Genomic DNA, 15,096 nt, shown 5'->3' with positions numbered 1-15,096 from the left:
CGCGGGTAACATTGTGGGCATGCATCTGCTTCTTCGCACCCTCATGCTGCTCTTCACTTCCTCCAAGCGCTCGCCCCTGGGTGTCTGGGAGGAGTCCTCCCTTCCCCTGAAAGTGCTGCCGACGGACATCGACATTGCCTTGCACGTCAACAACGGCATGTACTTTTCGCTGATGGACCTTGGCCGCTTCGACCTCATGGTCCGCAGTGGCATTTGGGCCAAGATGCGCAAGAAGGGGTGGACTCCGGTGGCTGCCGGCGAAACCATCGCTTTCCGCAAGTCCCTGCAACTGTGGCAGCGCTACACCATTGAGACCCGCATCATCGGCCTGGATACCAAAGCCATCTACTTTGAACAGCGGATGGTGGTGGACGGTGAAATCTACGCCCGTGCGCACATTGCCACACGACTGGTGGCAAAGGGCAAGCCCGTCACCCAGGAAGAAATCATCGCGGAGTTCGGTGCGCCTCCGGCAGGCCTCGAGTTGCCCGAATGGATCCATGAGTGGCGCGAGAACAATGCGCTCCCCGGAGCACGTCGCCCCGCCCCGCACGTCTGGAGCTAAACACCCACATCACGGTGCCGCAGCGCCACTGCTCCCAGGACAATAAGTACCGCCGAGATACCGAATAGGCCTGCGGCCGCTCCCCAATCAGCGCCGTTGGCTACCGGGGAATTGCCATACGCCCAGTGGTATGGCGAAAGGTTCAGCAACCATTCGACGTCCGGACTTTGCCGTCCCACTGCGTTGAACACATAGCCGAGGACAGCGACGGCGGCGCCCGCAGCGATCCCGTACACCTTCCTGCCGCTGAGCGCACCGGCGAAGAGCGCCGCTGTTCCGCTGAGAAGGGCAAGTGCGGCGAACAGCAGCACCGCTCCGGCGAGATGTCCGACGTCGATGCCCAGTTGCGCAGGCCCGTTCAGTCCCAGCACCATCAGGAAGACGAGGACGGAAAGGAACGCGATCCGAACCAGGATGGCGAGGGCGCGTTCCAGCACCACCTGCACGCGGGTCACGCTGTGGGCGAGGGTCAGCTCCAACAGCCCCGATTCTTCGTCTCCTCCCACCGCCGCCGCTCCCCAGCCAATGGAGGCCATGGAGGTCAGCAGGAAGCCAATCAGGCCGAATAAGGTGGCTTGTGTGTAGCCGGGGCCCGATGCGATCTGATCGTAGTTCAGGGCTTTGGTCATCTCGGCGGGAAGCGCGTTGATCAGGTCCTGCATCTGCGCGCTGCCGCCGATCGAGGGGTAGAGCGGCAGGTACAGCATGCAGGCCGCCGCCAGGCCCAACGCCCAAGCCAGCGTGGAACGCCAGGAGTCGGTCAGGGCCTTGGTGAAGAGGGGCAGGATCCTAGGCACGGTGGGCTCCTTCCGCACGACGATGAGAGTCAGCCGAACCGGCACCGCCCGTGTCAGCAGCTGGTTCGCTGCCAGCGCCGCCGGTGTACAAGGTCAGAACGGCCTCTTCGAGGTCCGGTTCTTCCAGGACAAGGTCCGTCAGGTCCAGTCGCGCCAATGCCTGGACCAGGGGCCGGACGTGCCCGGAAAGCGTCGCCGTTGCCACCACTGTCCCGGCAGCGTGGCCGTCGGCGGGGAGTTCCCGCACCGCGACGTTGGCGATGCCCGGCACCCGGGCCAGCAGCGCCCCGACGTCGTTCGCTGCGGTACCGGTGCTGTTGAACCGGAGTTGCCGGACGGCCGCCATCCGCAGGGCCTCCACCGTGGACACGGTGACGATTTCGCCGTCGCGGAGGATGGCGACGGCGTCGGCTGCTTGTTGGACTTCACTGAGGACATGGGAGCTGAGGAACACCGTGGCGCCTGCGGCCACTGCCTCGCGGACCATGGCATGAAAAACCTGCTGGACCAAGGGGTCCAGGCCGCTGGTTGGTTCGTCCAGCACCAGGAGTTCGGGTTGGTGCTGGAAGGCCTGCAGCAACCCCAGCTTCTGTTTGTTGCCTTTGGAGAGTTTCCGGGTTTGGCGGCTCAGGTCCAGGTTCAGGCGGTCAGCGAGGTCGTTGACGTGGTGGGGGTCCACAGGGCCGCTGATGGCGGCAAAGTGCTCCAACGTGCGGCGGCCTGTGGTGCGGTTCTCCAAGTGGAGCTCGCCGGGCAGGTAGCCGATCCTTCGGCGAAGGGAGGTACCCGCGCGGCGGGGATTCTGTCCGAGAACCGAGATGGAACCCGCGCTGGGCCGGATGATGTCCAACAGGCAGCGCATGGTGGTGGTCTTGCCGGCGCCGTTGGGCCCGATGACGCCGAACACCGTCCCGGCCTCCACCGCAAAATCCAGTCCGTGGAGGACCTCGCGGTGACCGAACTTCTTGCGCAACCCCTCGACGACGATTGCCTGGGTCACGGGGCATGCTCCCTTCAGTGGTTGATGGTGTCTTGCTGCAAAGCGTCGCGGGCCGCCTCAAGGAACCGCGAATCGGTATAAAAACCGTGGGTGTAGATCTCCAGGGCGGGCAGCGTGAGCTTCCGCAGCAACCCGGGTCCGATTCCGTGGGGCTCCGGAGTGAATTCGCCCAGCGTCCTTGAGAGATGCCTGCCCAGCATGAGGATGGACAGGCTGTTGGAGGCAATCACGACGGCGGTGGACCGGACGTCGTCGAACTTCCGGATGGTTCCTGCCGCGATTCCGGCGTTGATGATGTTTTCTGTTTGCCTCACGACAGCATCAAAGAAGGCATCGCCGGCATCGGACTCGTCACTCAGTGATTGGCGGATGTAGGCGATCTCCTGGGCGTATTGTTCCGGGTGGTTGAGGTAGTCCTGGATCAGTTGGCGTGTTGATCCCGGGCGGGTCTTCTCGAGGCCCTGGCTGGCTGTTTGGGCGAGGACATGCTGGTCGCAGGCAGCGCGGAGGTTTTCTTTGCTGCCGAAATGGTGGATGACCAGGCCTGGGCTGACCCCGGCCTGCGAGGCGACGGCCCGGACCGTGGCGCGGGCGAATCCATCCCGGCCGAACAGGTCGATGGCGGCGTCGCGGATGCGGGCCCGGGTGGTGAGATCCTCTGCGCTTGAACGCATGTTTCAAACACTAAACACCTGTTCAATGTCCATCAAGTGGCAGGGTCATAACGATGTGACACCATTGGTTGGGTCGCCGGTGTTGAGTGTGCCGGCGTCGCAGATACTTGCCTCAGTGTTATTGATGGGGCAGCAGGTGGGGGTTGGCGAAGTGGGCTTTAACAAGACGGCCGTGGGGCCGGCGCGGGGTTGGTTTCTGGGCGCGGTAGCCATGGGGCTGCTGCTTCCTGGTGCGCTGGGTGCGGCACTTCCCGCGCAAGCCGCTCCCGCCCTCAGCACTTCCGTCCAAGCCTCAGTCCCGCTGGCTGTTCCGGCGGAGACCTCGACGCCGCCCCTTACTGGTGCGATCGGCAACCTGTACAACACCAGCGCGTGGGCACGAAGCGTGCTGCTCCGCCCCACCAGTACCGAGGAATGCTCCGGCAGCGGGAGCACCAGCGGTTGCGTGCAACGGTTTGCCGGCGGTGACATCGCCTGGTCCGCGCGTACCGGGGCGCGCGTGGTGGTCAACGGACCGGTCCGTACATCGTGGTGGGCTGCGGGCGGCCCTTCCGGATTTCACGGCTATCCAAAGACAGACACCACCACTGGGCTGCGCAACGGAGGGTCCAAGCAGACCTATGAACGTGGCGCCATCACGTACTCGCCGGGAACGGGTGCGCAGCGGACCAGCGGATCCATCCATCTGGCCTGGGGACGTGCCGGCTTTGAAGCCGGTTACCTGGGCTATCCGGTTACCGGGGAAAGTACGGGACTGCGCGACGGCGGCGCTTGGCAGGCTTTCGAACGAGGCTTTGTGGTGTGGTCGCCGGCCACCGGGGCACACCCGTCCATGGGGGCCATCCGTGAACGATGGCGGAAAGCCGGCATGGAAGAAGGCGAGCTGGGGTACCCCGCCACGGATGAAGCCCTGGGCCTGAAGAATGGCGGCTCCTCCCAGCAGTACCAGCGCGGAACAATCATCTGGTCACCAGCCACCGGTGCCCGCGCATTGACCGGTGCCATCCGGAGCTACTGGTCCTCCACGGGAGGCCAAAATGGCGCCCTCGGATATCCGGTCGGTGAGGAAGTCCGGCAAAACACCTTTGTCTACCAACTCTTCCAGGGCGGCACGGTCTACTGGTCCGCGGCGACGGGGGCGCATTCCACCACCCACGGCGATGTCCACAACCGATACAACTCGCTGGGCGGAGCGGCCGGACAGTTGGGGCTTCCTCTCACGGACAAGCTTCCGCGTGCCGGCGGACTCGTGCAACAGTTCGTCAACGGCTGGCTGGTGTGGGGGCCGTCCACCGGGGCGCGTATCGTTGGACACCCCACCTATAAAGTGTGGTCCGCCAACCCGGGTGAGTTCGGCTGGCCCGTCCGCGACACCTGGATGGACGGACGCGGAACCCATGTGGCCTTCCAGAAGCTGGAAACCATCTGGAGCGACGCCACGGAAGAGCTCTATTCGGCCGAGGCCGTTGACGCATCCACTGTGGTTTTCCTGGGTGACTCCCAACTGGACCTGGATTCCTGGGGCGAGCAGGGTGCCCGCGGCGCAGGGTACCCACGCCAGGTGGTCCGCAGCATTGGCGGGCTCGGCTACGTTTCCGGAAGTCCCGCCGTCGGGGGTGGCTCAGCGACTGATGCGCTGGCGCAGGACCGGATCCTCCTGCCGCAGGGCAGCCCCGGGCTGGTAGTGGTAACTTTGGGCGGCAACGACGCCAGGATCGGCGCCACGGATGCAGCCATCCTGTCCCAAGCCAACCGGCTATGGGACGAGCTCCGGCGCAAGTACCCCCGCAGCACCATACTGGTCAACGGCGTGCTGTCACGGTACGACTCCAACCACGTCCAGCGCCGGTGGGTGGATGGCCTCGTGACCCGCGAAGCTGCACTTCGCGGTTGGCCGCGGATTTCCATGGCCGGTACGGCGACCATTGCGGGAGCGGCCGGCGACTACCTCGACGACACCCACATGAACCAGACCGGCCACAACAAGGTGGCGCCGCTGTATGCGTCCGCGCTGAAGCACGTGTTGGGCAAGTAAGGGAAACCGTGCTTTATTCCCGGTAACGCGGGAAGCGAACAGGGCGCCCCTCCACGGGACTTAGCGGGCAGGGTCGCGTACCGTGGAACCATGGCTACAGTTGACATCACTGGAGAACAGTTCGCATCGACCATCGAGGACAACGACATTGTCCTGGTGGATTTCTGGGCTGCATGGTGCGGCCCGTGCCGCCAGTTCGCGCCCACGTACGGGGCAGCTTCGGACAAGCACGCCGACGTCGTTTTCGCGAAGGTGGACACCGAGGCCGAACAGCAACTGGCCGCCGAAGCGGGAATCACGTCCATCCCCACACTCATGGCTTTCCGCGAGAAGGTCCTGGTCTTCTCGCAGCCCGGTGCCCTCAACGGCCAGCAGCTTGAGCAGGTCATTGAAGCCGTGAAGGGCCTGGACATGGAAGAGGTCCACGCCCACGTTGCCAAGGCGCGTGCCGAGGCGCAGGAAAACTAAGAACGAGCGGCGGTTTGGAACACTGAAACCGCTGGAAACGCAACGAGGTCGCCGGAAATTTCCGGCGACCTCGAGGCTTTAAGGCGTTTTCGCTGTATTGCGGCGATCAGAGCCGTTCGAGCTTGACGGGCTCAGCCAGCAAGGCGCTGAGGGACTCGTTCAGGTCCTGGACAGCGATGCCCTTGGAGTGCTTCTCGAGGAGTTCCTCGGATTCCCAGCGCTCCGTGAGGACGAGCTTTTCCTCGGTGGCCTCGGTCAGTTCATAGCGGATGCAGCCGGGCTCGTTCACGACCTCGTCGATGGCGATTTCCAAGGCGAGCTTCACGCGGAAGAATTCGCCGTCGTTGGGGATGAACGTGGCCTGCAGGTCAATGGGTGCACTCATGGATCCAACCCTACCGGCAGGACACGGCCCCCTTGGAGGTGGTTACGGTTCTGTTGCGCCCCGTCCCTTGGTAGCGTTCCGTCATGTTGTCCTACACTGCCGGAGACACTGACGTCCCGCTGCTCGAAGAGACCATCGGCGCCAATTTTGAGCGCATCGCCGCACAATACCCCTTGCGGGACGCCCTGATTGAAGCGGCCGCGATGCCGGGCGGGGAGGCCCGCCGCTGGAGCTATGAAAAACTGAACGACGACGTCAATCGCCTCGCCCGCGCACTGCTCGCTCTGGGTGTGGCCAAGGGCGAACGGATCGGTATCTGGAGCCCCAACTGCGCCGAGTGGACCATCCTGCAGTACGCAACGGCCAAGATCGGTGCGGTGCTGGTCAACGTCAACCCCGCTTACAGGAGCCACGAACTGGAGTTCGTGGTGCAGCAGAACGGCATGCGGATGCTGGTGGCTGCGCCTTCGGACAAGAACAGCGACTATGTGGGCATGGCCAGGAATGCGGCCGGAAGCTGTCCGGGACTCCGGGAGATCGTCTTCCTCCCGGGAAACCCTTTGCAGGAGTTGGCCGGGGGCGAACCGGAAGCCAACCACGAACTGACGTACGCCCAACTCCTGGCCCGGGCTGACGGCGTCGGGCCTTCCGCGGTTCAGGACCGGATGGCCGAACTTGACCCACACGACGCCATCAACCTGCAGTACACCTCGGGCACCACGGGCTTTCCCAAGGGCGCGACGCTGACGCACCACAACATCCTCAACAACGGACACTCCATCGGCCGGCTCCTGAACTACTCCGAACGCGACCGCGTGGTGATTCCGGTGCCGTTCTACCACTGCTTCGGCATGGTGATCGGGAACCTGAATGCCCTCAGCTTTGGTGCGGCCACCATCATCCCCAGCCGCGGATTCAATCCGTCGGCGGCGTTGGAAGCGGTGCAGGACTTCAGCGGGACGTCCCTGTACGGGGTGCCCACCATGTTCATTGCGGAACTGGCTTTGGAGGACTTTGGCTCCTACGATCTCTCGACGCTGCGGACCGGCGTGATGGCCGGCTCGCTGTGTCCCATGGAAGTGATGCGCAGGGTCATCGACGAGATGCACATGGTGGATGTTGCCATTTGCTACGGCATGACTGAGACCTCGCCTGTGTCCACCATGACCCGCGCCGGGGACACCCTCGAACACCGGACCAGCACGGTGGGCCGGACCATGCCGCACCTGGAGAGCCGCATTGTGGACGCCGGCTCGGCAGAGGTGGTCGAGCGGGGCGTGATCGGTGAGCTGTGCACCCGGGGCTATGCGGTCATGAGCGGCTATTGGGGTCAGCCGGACAAAACTGCGGAAGCGATCGACGCCGAAGGATGGATGCACACAGGCGACCTCGCCCGCATGGATGAAGAGGGGTACGTGGTGATCGAAGGCCGCATCAAGGACATGGTGATCCGCGGTGGCGAGAACATCTACCCGCGTGAAATCGAGGAATTCCTGTACTTGCATCCCTCCATCCAGGACGTGCAGGTGATCGGCGTTCCGGATGACAAATACGGTGAGGAACTCATGGCGTGCATCATCCTCAAACCCGGGGCTGCGGCCCTGACTGCCGGGGACTTGGCCGAGTACTGCCGTGGGAAGCTGGCGCACTACAAGATTCCCCGCTATGTGGATGTACGCGACAGCTTCCCCATGACGGTTTCCGGCAAAGTTCGGAAGGTGGACATGCGGCAGGAAGCAGTGAACCGCCTGCAGCTGTAAAAGGCGCTGACGCTTCCGCCCATGGGCGGAAGTACACCTAGTTGGTGTTCCGACTGATGGTCCGGATTCCCACGGCAAGTCCGACGCCGGCAGTTGCCACAGCGGCTACGAGGCCCCAGAACGTGTCCATCCCAATGGTCCCGGAGAAGAGTTCGCGTTCGGCATTGACGAGGTAGGTCAAGGGGTTGAACAGGCTGGCCACCTTCATCCACCCCGGGCCCGCCTCGATGGGCAACATGATCCCGGACAGGATCATGAGCGGGAAGAGCAGGGTTTGCTGGACGCCCCAGAAGATCCATTCCTTGTTCTGCGAAACCAAAGCCAAAGCGTAGGACAACGCGCCGAGTCCGATGCCGAAAATGCCCAGGATCACCAGCCCCAGCAGGACGTGCATGGGGTGGAACACGAAGCCGAACGGGATGCACACCACGGAGATCAGCAAGCCCTGCACCACCAAGGGGGCCCACTCCTTCAGGGCCCGGCCAATCATGAGCGAGGACCGGGACAATGGCGTGGCCAGGATCCGCTCATAAGAGCCGGTCATCAGCTCATACTGCAGGTTGGACCCGGTCATGGATGTACCGAACAAGGCGATCATCACCACCACGCCCGGCAGGAACCACTGGAGGGTGGACTGGCCGCCGAAAGCCGGAGCGCCCACCGCCGCACCCAGGAGCGGACCGAAGAGACCCAGGAACACCAGCGGTTGGATAAGGGAAAAAATCAACGAAAACGGATCCCGCAGGGGCAATAGCATCTCCCGCCAGAACACGAACCAGGTGTCCGTCACAATGCTTCCGGCACCTCGCTTTTGCACGGCAACTCCCGGCGCCACGGCTTGTTCAATCATCAGACTTCAGCTCCTTCCCGCAGGCTGCGGCCAGTGAGTTCCAGAAAAACGTCGTCCAGCGTCGGTGGTTTCAATTCCAGCGACTGGGCGGGAGCGCCGGCGTCGTGCATGTCCTTCAACAACCCGGGCGCCAGCCGGGAACCGTGGGCCAGCCGAAGACGGAAACGGACCACGCCGTCGTACGCATTTTCCTGGATGTCGCCCTCGGCGGCGGCCCGGCCCAACAGGCCGCGGACTTCTGACGCGGAACCGGCCGCAACTTCCACGGCCATCAGGTCTCCGGCCAGGTTCGCCTTGAGCCGGGATGCGGTATCGTCCGCGATGATGGTGCCGTGGTCGATCACGATCACGCGCTCGGACATCGAATCGGCCTCGTCCATGTAATGCGTGGTGAGCACGATGGTGGTCCCGTGTTCCTCGCGCATCCGCATGATGTGCTCCCACAGATTGGCTCGGTTTTGTGGGTCCATCCCGGTGGACGGCTCATCGAGGAACAGCAACCCGGGGGAGTGCATCAATCCCAACGCCACGTCCATGCGGCGGCGTTGTCCGCCCGAGAGCTTGATGACTGTTCGTTTGGCGAGGTCGGCCAAGTCCAGGGAGGCCATGAGGGTTTCGGCGCGGGCCTTGGCATCGGTGGTGTTCATACCGTAGAAGCGGCCCTGCATAATGAGTTCGTCGATCACGCGGTAGCTGTGGCCGCCGCCGTTGCCCTGGCCGATGTAGCCGATCCGCGCCCGAACGCCTGCGGGGTCCTTGGCGACGTCTACGCCGGCCACGGTGGCTGACCCGGAAGTGGGCTTCAGCAGGGTGGTGAGCATGCGCAGCGTGGTGGATTTACCGGCTCCGTTGGGGCCAAGGAAAGCGACCAGTTCGCCGGGACCCACATCAATGTCCACGCCCTTGACGGCCTCTACGGTTTCCTTTTTCACGGTGAACGTTTTGGTGAGTTTTTTCGTGTGGATCACGGTGGCTCCAGGGAGGGCTGGTGATGGCTCGTAGACGCCACGCTATACCCGTGCCTTCGGCCAGTCCACGGCTCTGCGGACAGCTCCCGTCCGCAATGAAAAGTCAGTGCCGGCGATGATCCTGAACGGTCATCCGCGGACCGAAAGTGGGTTTGCGGAAGCCACTCAAATAGAGCATTCTGACCAGCCGCTGCCTCTGCCCGCGCCACGGTTCGAGCAATTCCAGCATGCCGGCGTCATCCGTCTTTTGGCCCGTCAGTGCGTAGCCCACGTACGAGGCCAGGTGGTAGTCCCCCACGGAAATCGAGTCGGGGCAGCCATGCGTCCGTTGGACCACCTCGGATGCGGTCCAGATGCCGATCCCAGGGATGGTTTGCATCCTGGCGCTCGCCTGCGCTGAGTCCAGGCCTGCCAGCCGTTCAAGCGCTGCGGCGGACTGCAGCGCCCGCATCACCGTCGCCGAGCGCTGTGGTCCAACCCCGGCTTTGTGCCACTCCCACGACGGGATGGCCAGCCATTCCCCGGCGGTGGGAGGAACCAGCAGCCCTGCGGGGGCACTGCCCGGGGCAGATGTTCCGTAGCGATACATCAAGTACCGGTACCCGCGACGTGCCTCCAAGGTGGTGACCTTTTGCTCCAAAATGGTGGGCACCAGGGAGTCAACCACCCGCCCGGTGGAGGGCAGCCGCAGAGCCAGGTTCCGGCGTCGTGCTTCTGTGACAAGCCGTGGGAGCGTGGCATGGAAAGCGGGCTCGTCGAAGGCGGACCAATCATCATGGGCGCCCAGCAAGCGCGGCACTCCAGCGATGGCGTCCCGGGCACCGGGTCCCCAAGCCTGGGCGTCCACAAACGTGTCAGGGCCCACCCCGCCTGCGGAAAGCCTCATAGTGACCGGGCCCGACGCTGCGGTGAAGGCCATCCAGAAACCGTTGGCGTGGGAGGCGAAAGACGGATCAGCGTTGCCGCGCATCAGCGGAAACATGGTCTGGTCCAGACGGAAGGCACCGCCCGGATGCCACCTCACGGCTGCGTCTGCCGCGGCCGCAACAACGGGCGGGGCGTCTGCGATGGTCATGTTTTCATGGTCCCACGTCCGGCTGACAATCATCTGGCTGGACCCCTTACGACGGCGGCCGCCCGGGTCTAGACTCCCTGATGTGGCGTGGGTGGGCCGCGCCACATCCCAGGTACAAGGAGCGCGAATCGTGGCCGCAATAGTGCATTTCGAGATTCCCACGGACGACAAAGACCGTGCCAACACCTTCTATCAAAGCGCCTTCGGCTGGAACCTCAGCCCTATGCAAGGGATGGACTACACCATAGCCATCACGGCACCCTCCGACGAACAGACCGGTACGCCGAAGGAGCCCGGAGCCATCAACGGGGCACTGTTCCCGCGGACGGACGCGCTGAAGACACCTGTGCTCACCATCGACGTGGACAACATTGATGCAGCGCTGGCTCAGGTGGAGTCTGCTGGTGGCAGCGTGGTCCAGGCCAAGGACGCCGTCCCCACCATGGGCTGGTATGCCTACTTCAAGGACACTGAGGGCAACGTCCTGGGTGTGTGGCAGACCGACACCTCCGCCGGCACGTAGCCAGGGGGCCGAAGCAAGCCCGGCACCTGGCAGGCGGTAACTTTGTACCTATGAAGTACGCCCAGTCCGTGTTGGACCTCATCGGCAATACCCCGCTCATCAAGCTCAACCACGTCACCGAGGGCATCAAAGCCACCGTCCTGGTGAAGCTCGAATACGTTAATCCCGGCGGATCCATCAAAGACCGGATCGCCGTGAAGATGATCGAGGATGCGGAAAAAGACGGCCGGCTCCAACCGGGCGGAACCATCGTAGAGCCGACGTCGGGCAACACCGGGGTGGGATTGGCACTTGTAGCCCAGCAAAAGGGCTACAAGTGCATCTTCGTTGTGCCGGACAAGGTGGGCGAGGACAAGCGTGCCGTCCTGCAGGCGTACGGCGCCGAAGTAGTTGTCACGCCCACGTCCGTGGCCCCTGACAGCCCGCAAAGTTATTACGGCGTTTCCGACCGCCTCGTCAGCGAGATCCCTGGCGCCTTCAAGCCGGACCAGTTCTCCAACCCCGCCGCCCCCGGCAGCCATTACGAGTCCACTGGCCCGGAAATCTGGCAGGACACCGACGGCCGGGTCACGCACGTGGTCATCGGCGCCGGAACAGGCGGCACCATCACCGGCACAGGCCGCTTCCTCAAGGAAGTCTCCGCGGACCGTGCAGAGTCCGACGGCGGCCAGGTCAAGATCATCGGCGCGGACCCGGAAGGTTCGGTGTACTCAGGCGGCACCGGCCGGCCCTACTTCGTGGAGGGCGTAGGCGAGGACATGTGGCCCGGAAACTACGATCCCTCCGTTCCGGATGCCGTCCTTGCAGTCTCCGATGCCGACTCTTTCTCCATGACCCGCCGCCTTGCCCGCGAAGAGGGCCTCCTGGTGGGCGGCTCGTCCGGTATGGCCGTGGTGGCTGCACTGCAGGCTGCCAAGGACCTGGATGAGTCAGCTGTCGTGGTGGTCATCCTCCCGGATTCCGGCCGCGGCTATCTGGCCAAGATCTTCAACGACCAGTGGATGCGCTCTTACGGCTTCCTCTCCGGCGGCGAAGAGTCCTCCGTGGGGGAGGTCCTCAAGTCCAAGACGGGCGAAATGCCGGACCTGGTCCACATCCACCCCAACGAGACCGTCCGCGATGTCATCAACATCATGAACGAATTCGGTGTCTCCCACATCCCGGTCCTCTCACAGGAACCACCCGTAGTCATGGGCGAGGTCGTGGGAGCTGTGGACGAGCGAAGCCTCACCAGCAAACTGTTCCGTGGCGAAGCGAAGCTGTCGGACAAGATCTCCGAACACATGGGGGAACGGCTGCCCGTTATCGGCTCACTGGAGACCATTTCAGCCGCGCGTGAGCTGCTGTCCGACGTCGATACCGTCATGGTGACCTTCGCAGGCGCCCCGGTAGGTATCCTGACGCGCCACGACCTTCTGGCGTACCTGAGCAACTAGGCGCCGGCGCCGGTCCAACCCCGGCGCCCATCCAATCGTCCAACGACCCAAGAGGAGCTTCCATGTCTGCCACCAACAACGCCGGGTTCAACACCCGCGCCGTCCACGCCGGACAGGCCTTCGAACCCCGGACCGGTGCTGTGGTGCCGCCGCTGCACTTCAGCTCCACCTATGCCCAGGACGGCATCGGCAACCTGCGGTCCGGGTACGAGTACGGACGCGGCGGCAACCCGACCCGCGACGCCCTGCAGGAGCAGTTGGCCGCCCTCGAAGGGGGTACCGCAGCGTTTTCCTTCGGCTCGGGCCTGGCTGCCGAGGACTCATTGATCCGTGCGATCGCCCGCCCCGGTGACCACATCGTCCTGGGTAACGACGCTTACGGCGGCACCTACCGCCTGATCAACCGCGTCTTGGGCGACTGGGGCATTGGCAACACCCCCGTGGACATGTCGGACCTCGACGCCGTGGCAGCAGCTGTCGCAGCGAACAACACCAGGATCGTCTGGGTGGAGACGCCATCCAACCCGATGATGAAGATCACCGACATTGAAGCCCTCGCCGCCGTAGCGCACGACGCCGGTGCCCTCCTGGTGGTGGACAACACCTTCGCGTCTCCCTACTTGCAGACCCCGCTTGCCCTGGGTGCTGACGTGGTGGTCCACTCCACCACCAAGTACATCGGCGGCCACTCCGACGTCGTGGGTGGCGCGATTGTGGTCAAGGACGATGAGTTGGCAGAGAAGATCGGCTTCATCCAGTTCGCGGTCGGTGCGGTTTCCGGTCCCATGGATGCTTTCCTCACAACCCGCGGACTGAAGACACTGGGCGTTCGCATGGACCGTCACAGTGACAACGGACAGGCAGTGGCTGAGTGGCTGCTGCAGCGTCCCGAGGTGGAAGCGGTGCTCTACCCCGGCCTCCCTGACCACCCCGGACACGAGCTTGCAGCGAAGCAGATGAAGAAGTTCGGCGGCATGGTCTCCGTTCAGTTCAAGGGTGGCGAGGCAGCGGCACGCACCGTCGCCGAATCCACCTCGGTGTTCACGCTGGCGGAATCCCTGGGTGGCATCGAGTCCCTGATGAACTATCCGTCGGAAATGACCCACGCCTCCGTGAAGGGCACCGAACTGGCGGTTCCGGTCAACCTCCTGCGCCTTTCCTGCGGGATCGAGGAAGCCGAGGACCTGATCGCCGACCTTGAGCAGGCCTTTGCCAAGATCAGTAACGGCTGACACTGTGGCTTCTCCTTCACACCCGGTTTCACAACCAGTGGTTTCCACCACCAAACGCGGCTGGATCCTCACGGTGGCCGGCGCGCTGACCCTCATGGTCGCCGTGTGGTTCCTGTATACGGACTACGAACCGTTCCTCAACGACTTCGAGGTCTACTACTACGGCGGGGGCAAGGTCCTCGAGGGTGGCGACCTCTACGCGGTGCGGGAAGGCTTGCCGTTCACGTATCCGCCCTTCGCTGCGCTGCTCTTTACCGGGTTGGCGGCCATGGGCTTCTTCGCGGGCAGCATGGTCTTCATCCTTGCTGCGCTGGTGGGTGCCGCCGTGGTGGCTGCCTGGCTTGCAAGGCACTACTTCGGCCTGTCGATGTGGCGGGCAGCGTTCGCAGACTACCGCTTCAGGACCACGGCCCTGGTGGGTACGGGAGCCATCCTCCTCCTGGGACCGTGGCGTGACACGTTCGTTTTCGGGCAGATCAACATCATCCTGATGGGGGTGATCCTGGTTGATTTCCTGCTCTACACCAAGGCCAGGGCCGGTGCCCTCCGCTGGCCCGCCGGCCTGCTGATCGGCATGGCCGCGGGAGTGAAGCTCACTCCGCTCGCCTTCGGCCTGTACTTCCTGGTGCGCCGTGACTTCAAGGCCCTGGCGTGGATGGCCGTGGGCTTCTTCGGCTCGATCGCACTGGCCTGGGCTGTTTTGCCACAGGCGTCGCTTGCCTTCTGGACCAGGATCCTGCCGGACACCGGCCGGATCGGTGGACCGGCGTATGTGGACAACCTCTCCCTGAAGGGGATGCTGCTGCACTTCGGCATGCCGGATTCATCCATCACCAACGTGGTGTGGCTGGTCCTCTCCTTGGCCACGGTGGTGTTGGCTGGACTCATCATCAAATGGGCCCTGGACGCTGACGAGAATTTCATCGCAGTATCGGCCACAGCCATCCTGATGCTGCTGATCAGCCCGGTGTCGTGGTCCCACCACTGGGTGTGGGTTGCAGTGGCCCTGCCCAGCATGGCTTTTGCGATGCACCGGGTTCCTTCCCGCAGCGGACGGATGCGCACGGCGGGCTGGGTCATCGTGGTGTGCTCCACCATCGCTTTCTACATGACGCCCAAGAACCTGGCCGTCTGGGCTGGGGCGGCCGAGTGGGGCAAGGACCCGCAGACCCAATGGCAGCTCATCATTTCCAGCCTGGGCGTGGTGTGTGCCATTGCCATGCTTGTGTATTGGGCCCTGGCGTACCGTCCATCCCGGACGGGTGCCCTCGAATCCCGCGCGCGTTCGCTTTCCTCACCGCTCAACGGCGAGTGAGGCGCACGGGCGC

General features: G+C 63.9%; 15 protein-coding genes. 8 read left to right on the top strand and 7 right to left on the bottom strand.

Going from position 1 to position 15,096, the window contains the following annotated elements:
• Positions 1–19 precede the first annotated feature (19 nt).
• The gene (locus QEH68_RS15480) at positions 20–565 is read left to right on the top strand and encodes an acyl-CoA thioesterase (RefSeq protein WP_280623308.1); all 546 of its coding nucleotides are present in this window, start codon (positions 20–22) and stop codon (positions 563–565) included.
• Here QEH68_RS15480 and QEH68_RS15475 read toward each other — a convergent pair.
• From QEH68_RS15475 to QEH68_RS15465, 3 genes are read right to left on the bottom strand one after another with little or no spacing between them, the layout of a single operon-like run.
• Entirely contained in the window at positions 562–1,362 is an 801-nt protein-coding gene (locus QEH68_RS15475) for an ABC transporter permease subunit (protein WP_280623307.1), read from the bottom strand. The two genes, QEH68_RS15480 and QEH68_RS15475, sit on opposite strands and share 4 nt — an antisense overlap.
• Positions 1,355–2,362 carry an ABC transporter ATP-binding protein gene (locus QEH68_RS15470; protein ID WP_280623306.1) on the bottom strand — a complete coding sequence of 336 codons (1,008 nt, stop codon included), beginning with the start codon at positions 2,360–2,362 and terminating at the stop codon, positions 1,355–1,357. Before QEH68_RS15470 ends, QEH68_RS15475 begins: the two co-directional genes overlap by 8 nt.
• A gap of 14 nt (positions 2,363–2,376) precedes the next feature.
• Entirely contained in the window at positions 2,377–3,036 is a 660-nt protein-coding gene (locus tag QEH68_RS15465; RefSeq protein WP_280623305.1) for a TetR family transcriptional regulator, read from the bottom strand.
• A gap of 124 nt (positions 3,037–3,160) precedes the next feature.
• On the opposite strand from QEH68_RS15465, the gene QEH68_RS15460 reads away from it, so the two are divergent.
• Together QEH68_RS15460 and QEH68_RS15455 are read left to right on the top strand one after the other, a co-directional pair.
• Entirely contained in the window at positions 3,161–5,071 is a 1,911-nt protein-coding gene (locus tag QEH68_RS15460; protein WP_280623304.1) for a GDSL-type esterase/lipase family protein, read from the top strand.
• A gap of 90 nt (positions 5,072–5,161) precedes the next feature.
• Positions 5,162–5,539 carry a thioredoxin domain-containing protein gene (locus tag QEH68_RS15455; protein WP_089595875.1) on the top strand — a complete coding sequence of 126 codons (378 nt, stop codon included), beginning with the start codon at positions 5,162–5,164 and terminating at the stop codon, positions 5,537–5,539.
• Between the two features lie 106 nt (positions 5,540–5,645).
• Here QEH68_RS15455 and QEH68_RS15450 read toward each other — a convergent pair whose 3' ends face one another.
• The gene (locus QEH68_RS15450) at positions 5,646–5,924 is read right to left on the bottom strand and encodes an antibiotic biosynthesis monooxygenase (protein ID WP_062073318.1); all 279 of its coding nucleotides are present in this window, start codon (positions 5,922–5,924) and stop codon (positions 5,646–5,648) included.
• 83 nt (positions 5,925–6,007) lie between these two features.
• Here QEH68_RS15450 and QEH68_RS15445 point away from each other — a divergent pair, with 83 nt between their 5' ends.
• Positions 6,008–7,684: an AMP-binding protein gene (locus tag QEH68_RS15445; protein WP_280623303.1), complete on the top strand. Its 1,677-nt coding sequence runs from the start codon at positions 6,008–6,010 to the stop codon at positions 7,682–7,684.
• A gap of 37 nt (positions 7,685–7,721) precedes the next feature.
• Here the strand turns inward: QEH68_RS15445 and QEH68_RS15440 are convergent, their stop codons facing one another.
• From QEH68_RS15440 to QEH68_RS15430, 3 genes are all read right to left on the bottom strand, one after another.
• On the bottom strand, positions 7,722–8,534 hold the full coding sequence (locus QEH68_RS15440) for an ABC transporter permease (protein ID WP_207594307.1): 813 nt from the start codon (positions 8,532–8,534) through the stop codon (positions 7,722–7,724).
• Positions 8,534–9,502 (bottom strand): ATP-binding cassette domain-containing protein, encoded by a 969-nt coding sequence (locus QEH68_RS15435; RefSeq protein ID WP_089595872.1) that lies wholly within the window; start codon positions 9,500–9,502, stop codon positions 8,534–8,536. The genes QEH68_RS15440 and QEH68_RS15435 overlap by 1 nt, the downstream gene beginning before the upstream one ends.
• Before the next feature lie 103 nt (positions 9,503–9,605).
• Positions 9,606–10,577 (bottom strand): 3-methyladenine DNA glycosylase, encoded by a 972-nt coding sequence (locus QEH68_RS15430; protein WP_280623302.1) that lies wholly within the window; start codon positions 10,575–10,577, stop codon positions 9,606–9,608.
• 130 nt (positions 10,578–10,707) lie between these two features.
• On the opposite strand from QEH68_RS15430, the gene QEH68_RS15425 reads away from it, so the two are divergent.
• From QEH68_RS15425 to QEH68_RS15410, 4 genes are all read left to right on the top strand, one after another.
• The gene (locus QEH68_RS15425) at positions 10,708–11,100 is read left to right on the top strand and encodes a VOC family protein (RefSeq protein ID WP_280623301.1); all 393 of its coding nucleotides are present in this window, start codon (positions 10,708–10,710) and stop codon (positions 11,098–11,100) included.
• 50 nt (positions 11,101–11,150) lie between these two features.
• Positions 11,151–12,536 carry a cystathionine beta-synthase gene (locus QEH68_RS15420; protein WP_207594303.1) on the top strand — a complete coding sequence of 462 codons (1,386 nt, stop codon included), beginning with the start codon at positions 11,151–11,153 and terminating at the stop codon, positions 12,534–12,536.
• Positions 12,537–12,598: 62 nt separating this feature from the next.
• Positions 12,599–13,768, top strand: coding sequence for a cystathionine gamma-synthase (locus QEH68_RS15415; protein ID WP_089595868.1), 1,170 nt, complete (start codon positions 12,599–12,601; stop codon positions 13,766–13,768).
• Positions 13,769–13,772: 4 nt separating this feature from the next.
• Positions 13,773–15,083 carry a glycosyltransferase 87 family protein gene (locus tag QEH68_RS15410; protein WP_280623300.1) on the top strand — a complete coding sequence of 437 codons (1,311 nt, stop codon included), beginning with the start codon at positions 13,773–13,775 and terminating at the stop codon, positions 15,081–15,083.
• Positions 15,084–15,096 lie beyond the last annotated feature (13 nt).

The organism is Paenarthrobacter sp. OM7, assembly GCF_029873575.1.
Lineage (GTDB): Bacteria > Actinomycetota > Actinomycetes > Actinomycetales > Micrococcaceae > Arthrobacter.
Note: the sequence above shows the minus strand (reverse complement) of the source record. Positions and strands in the feature narration are given on the sequence as shown.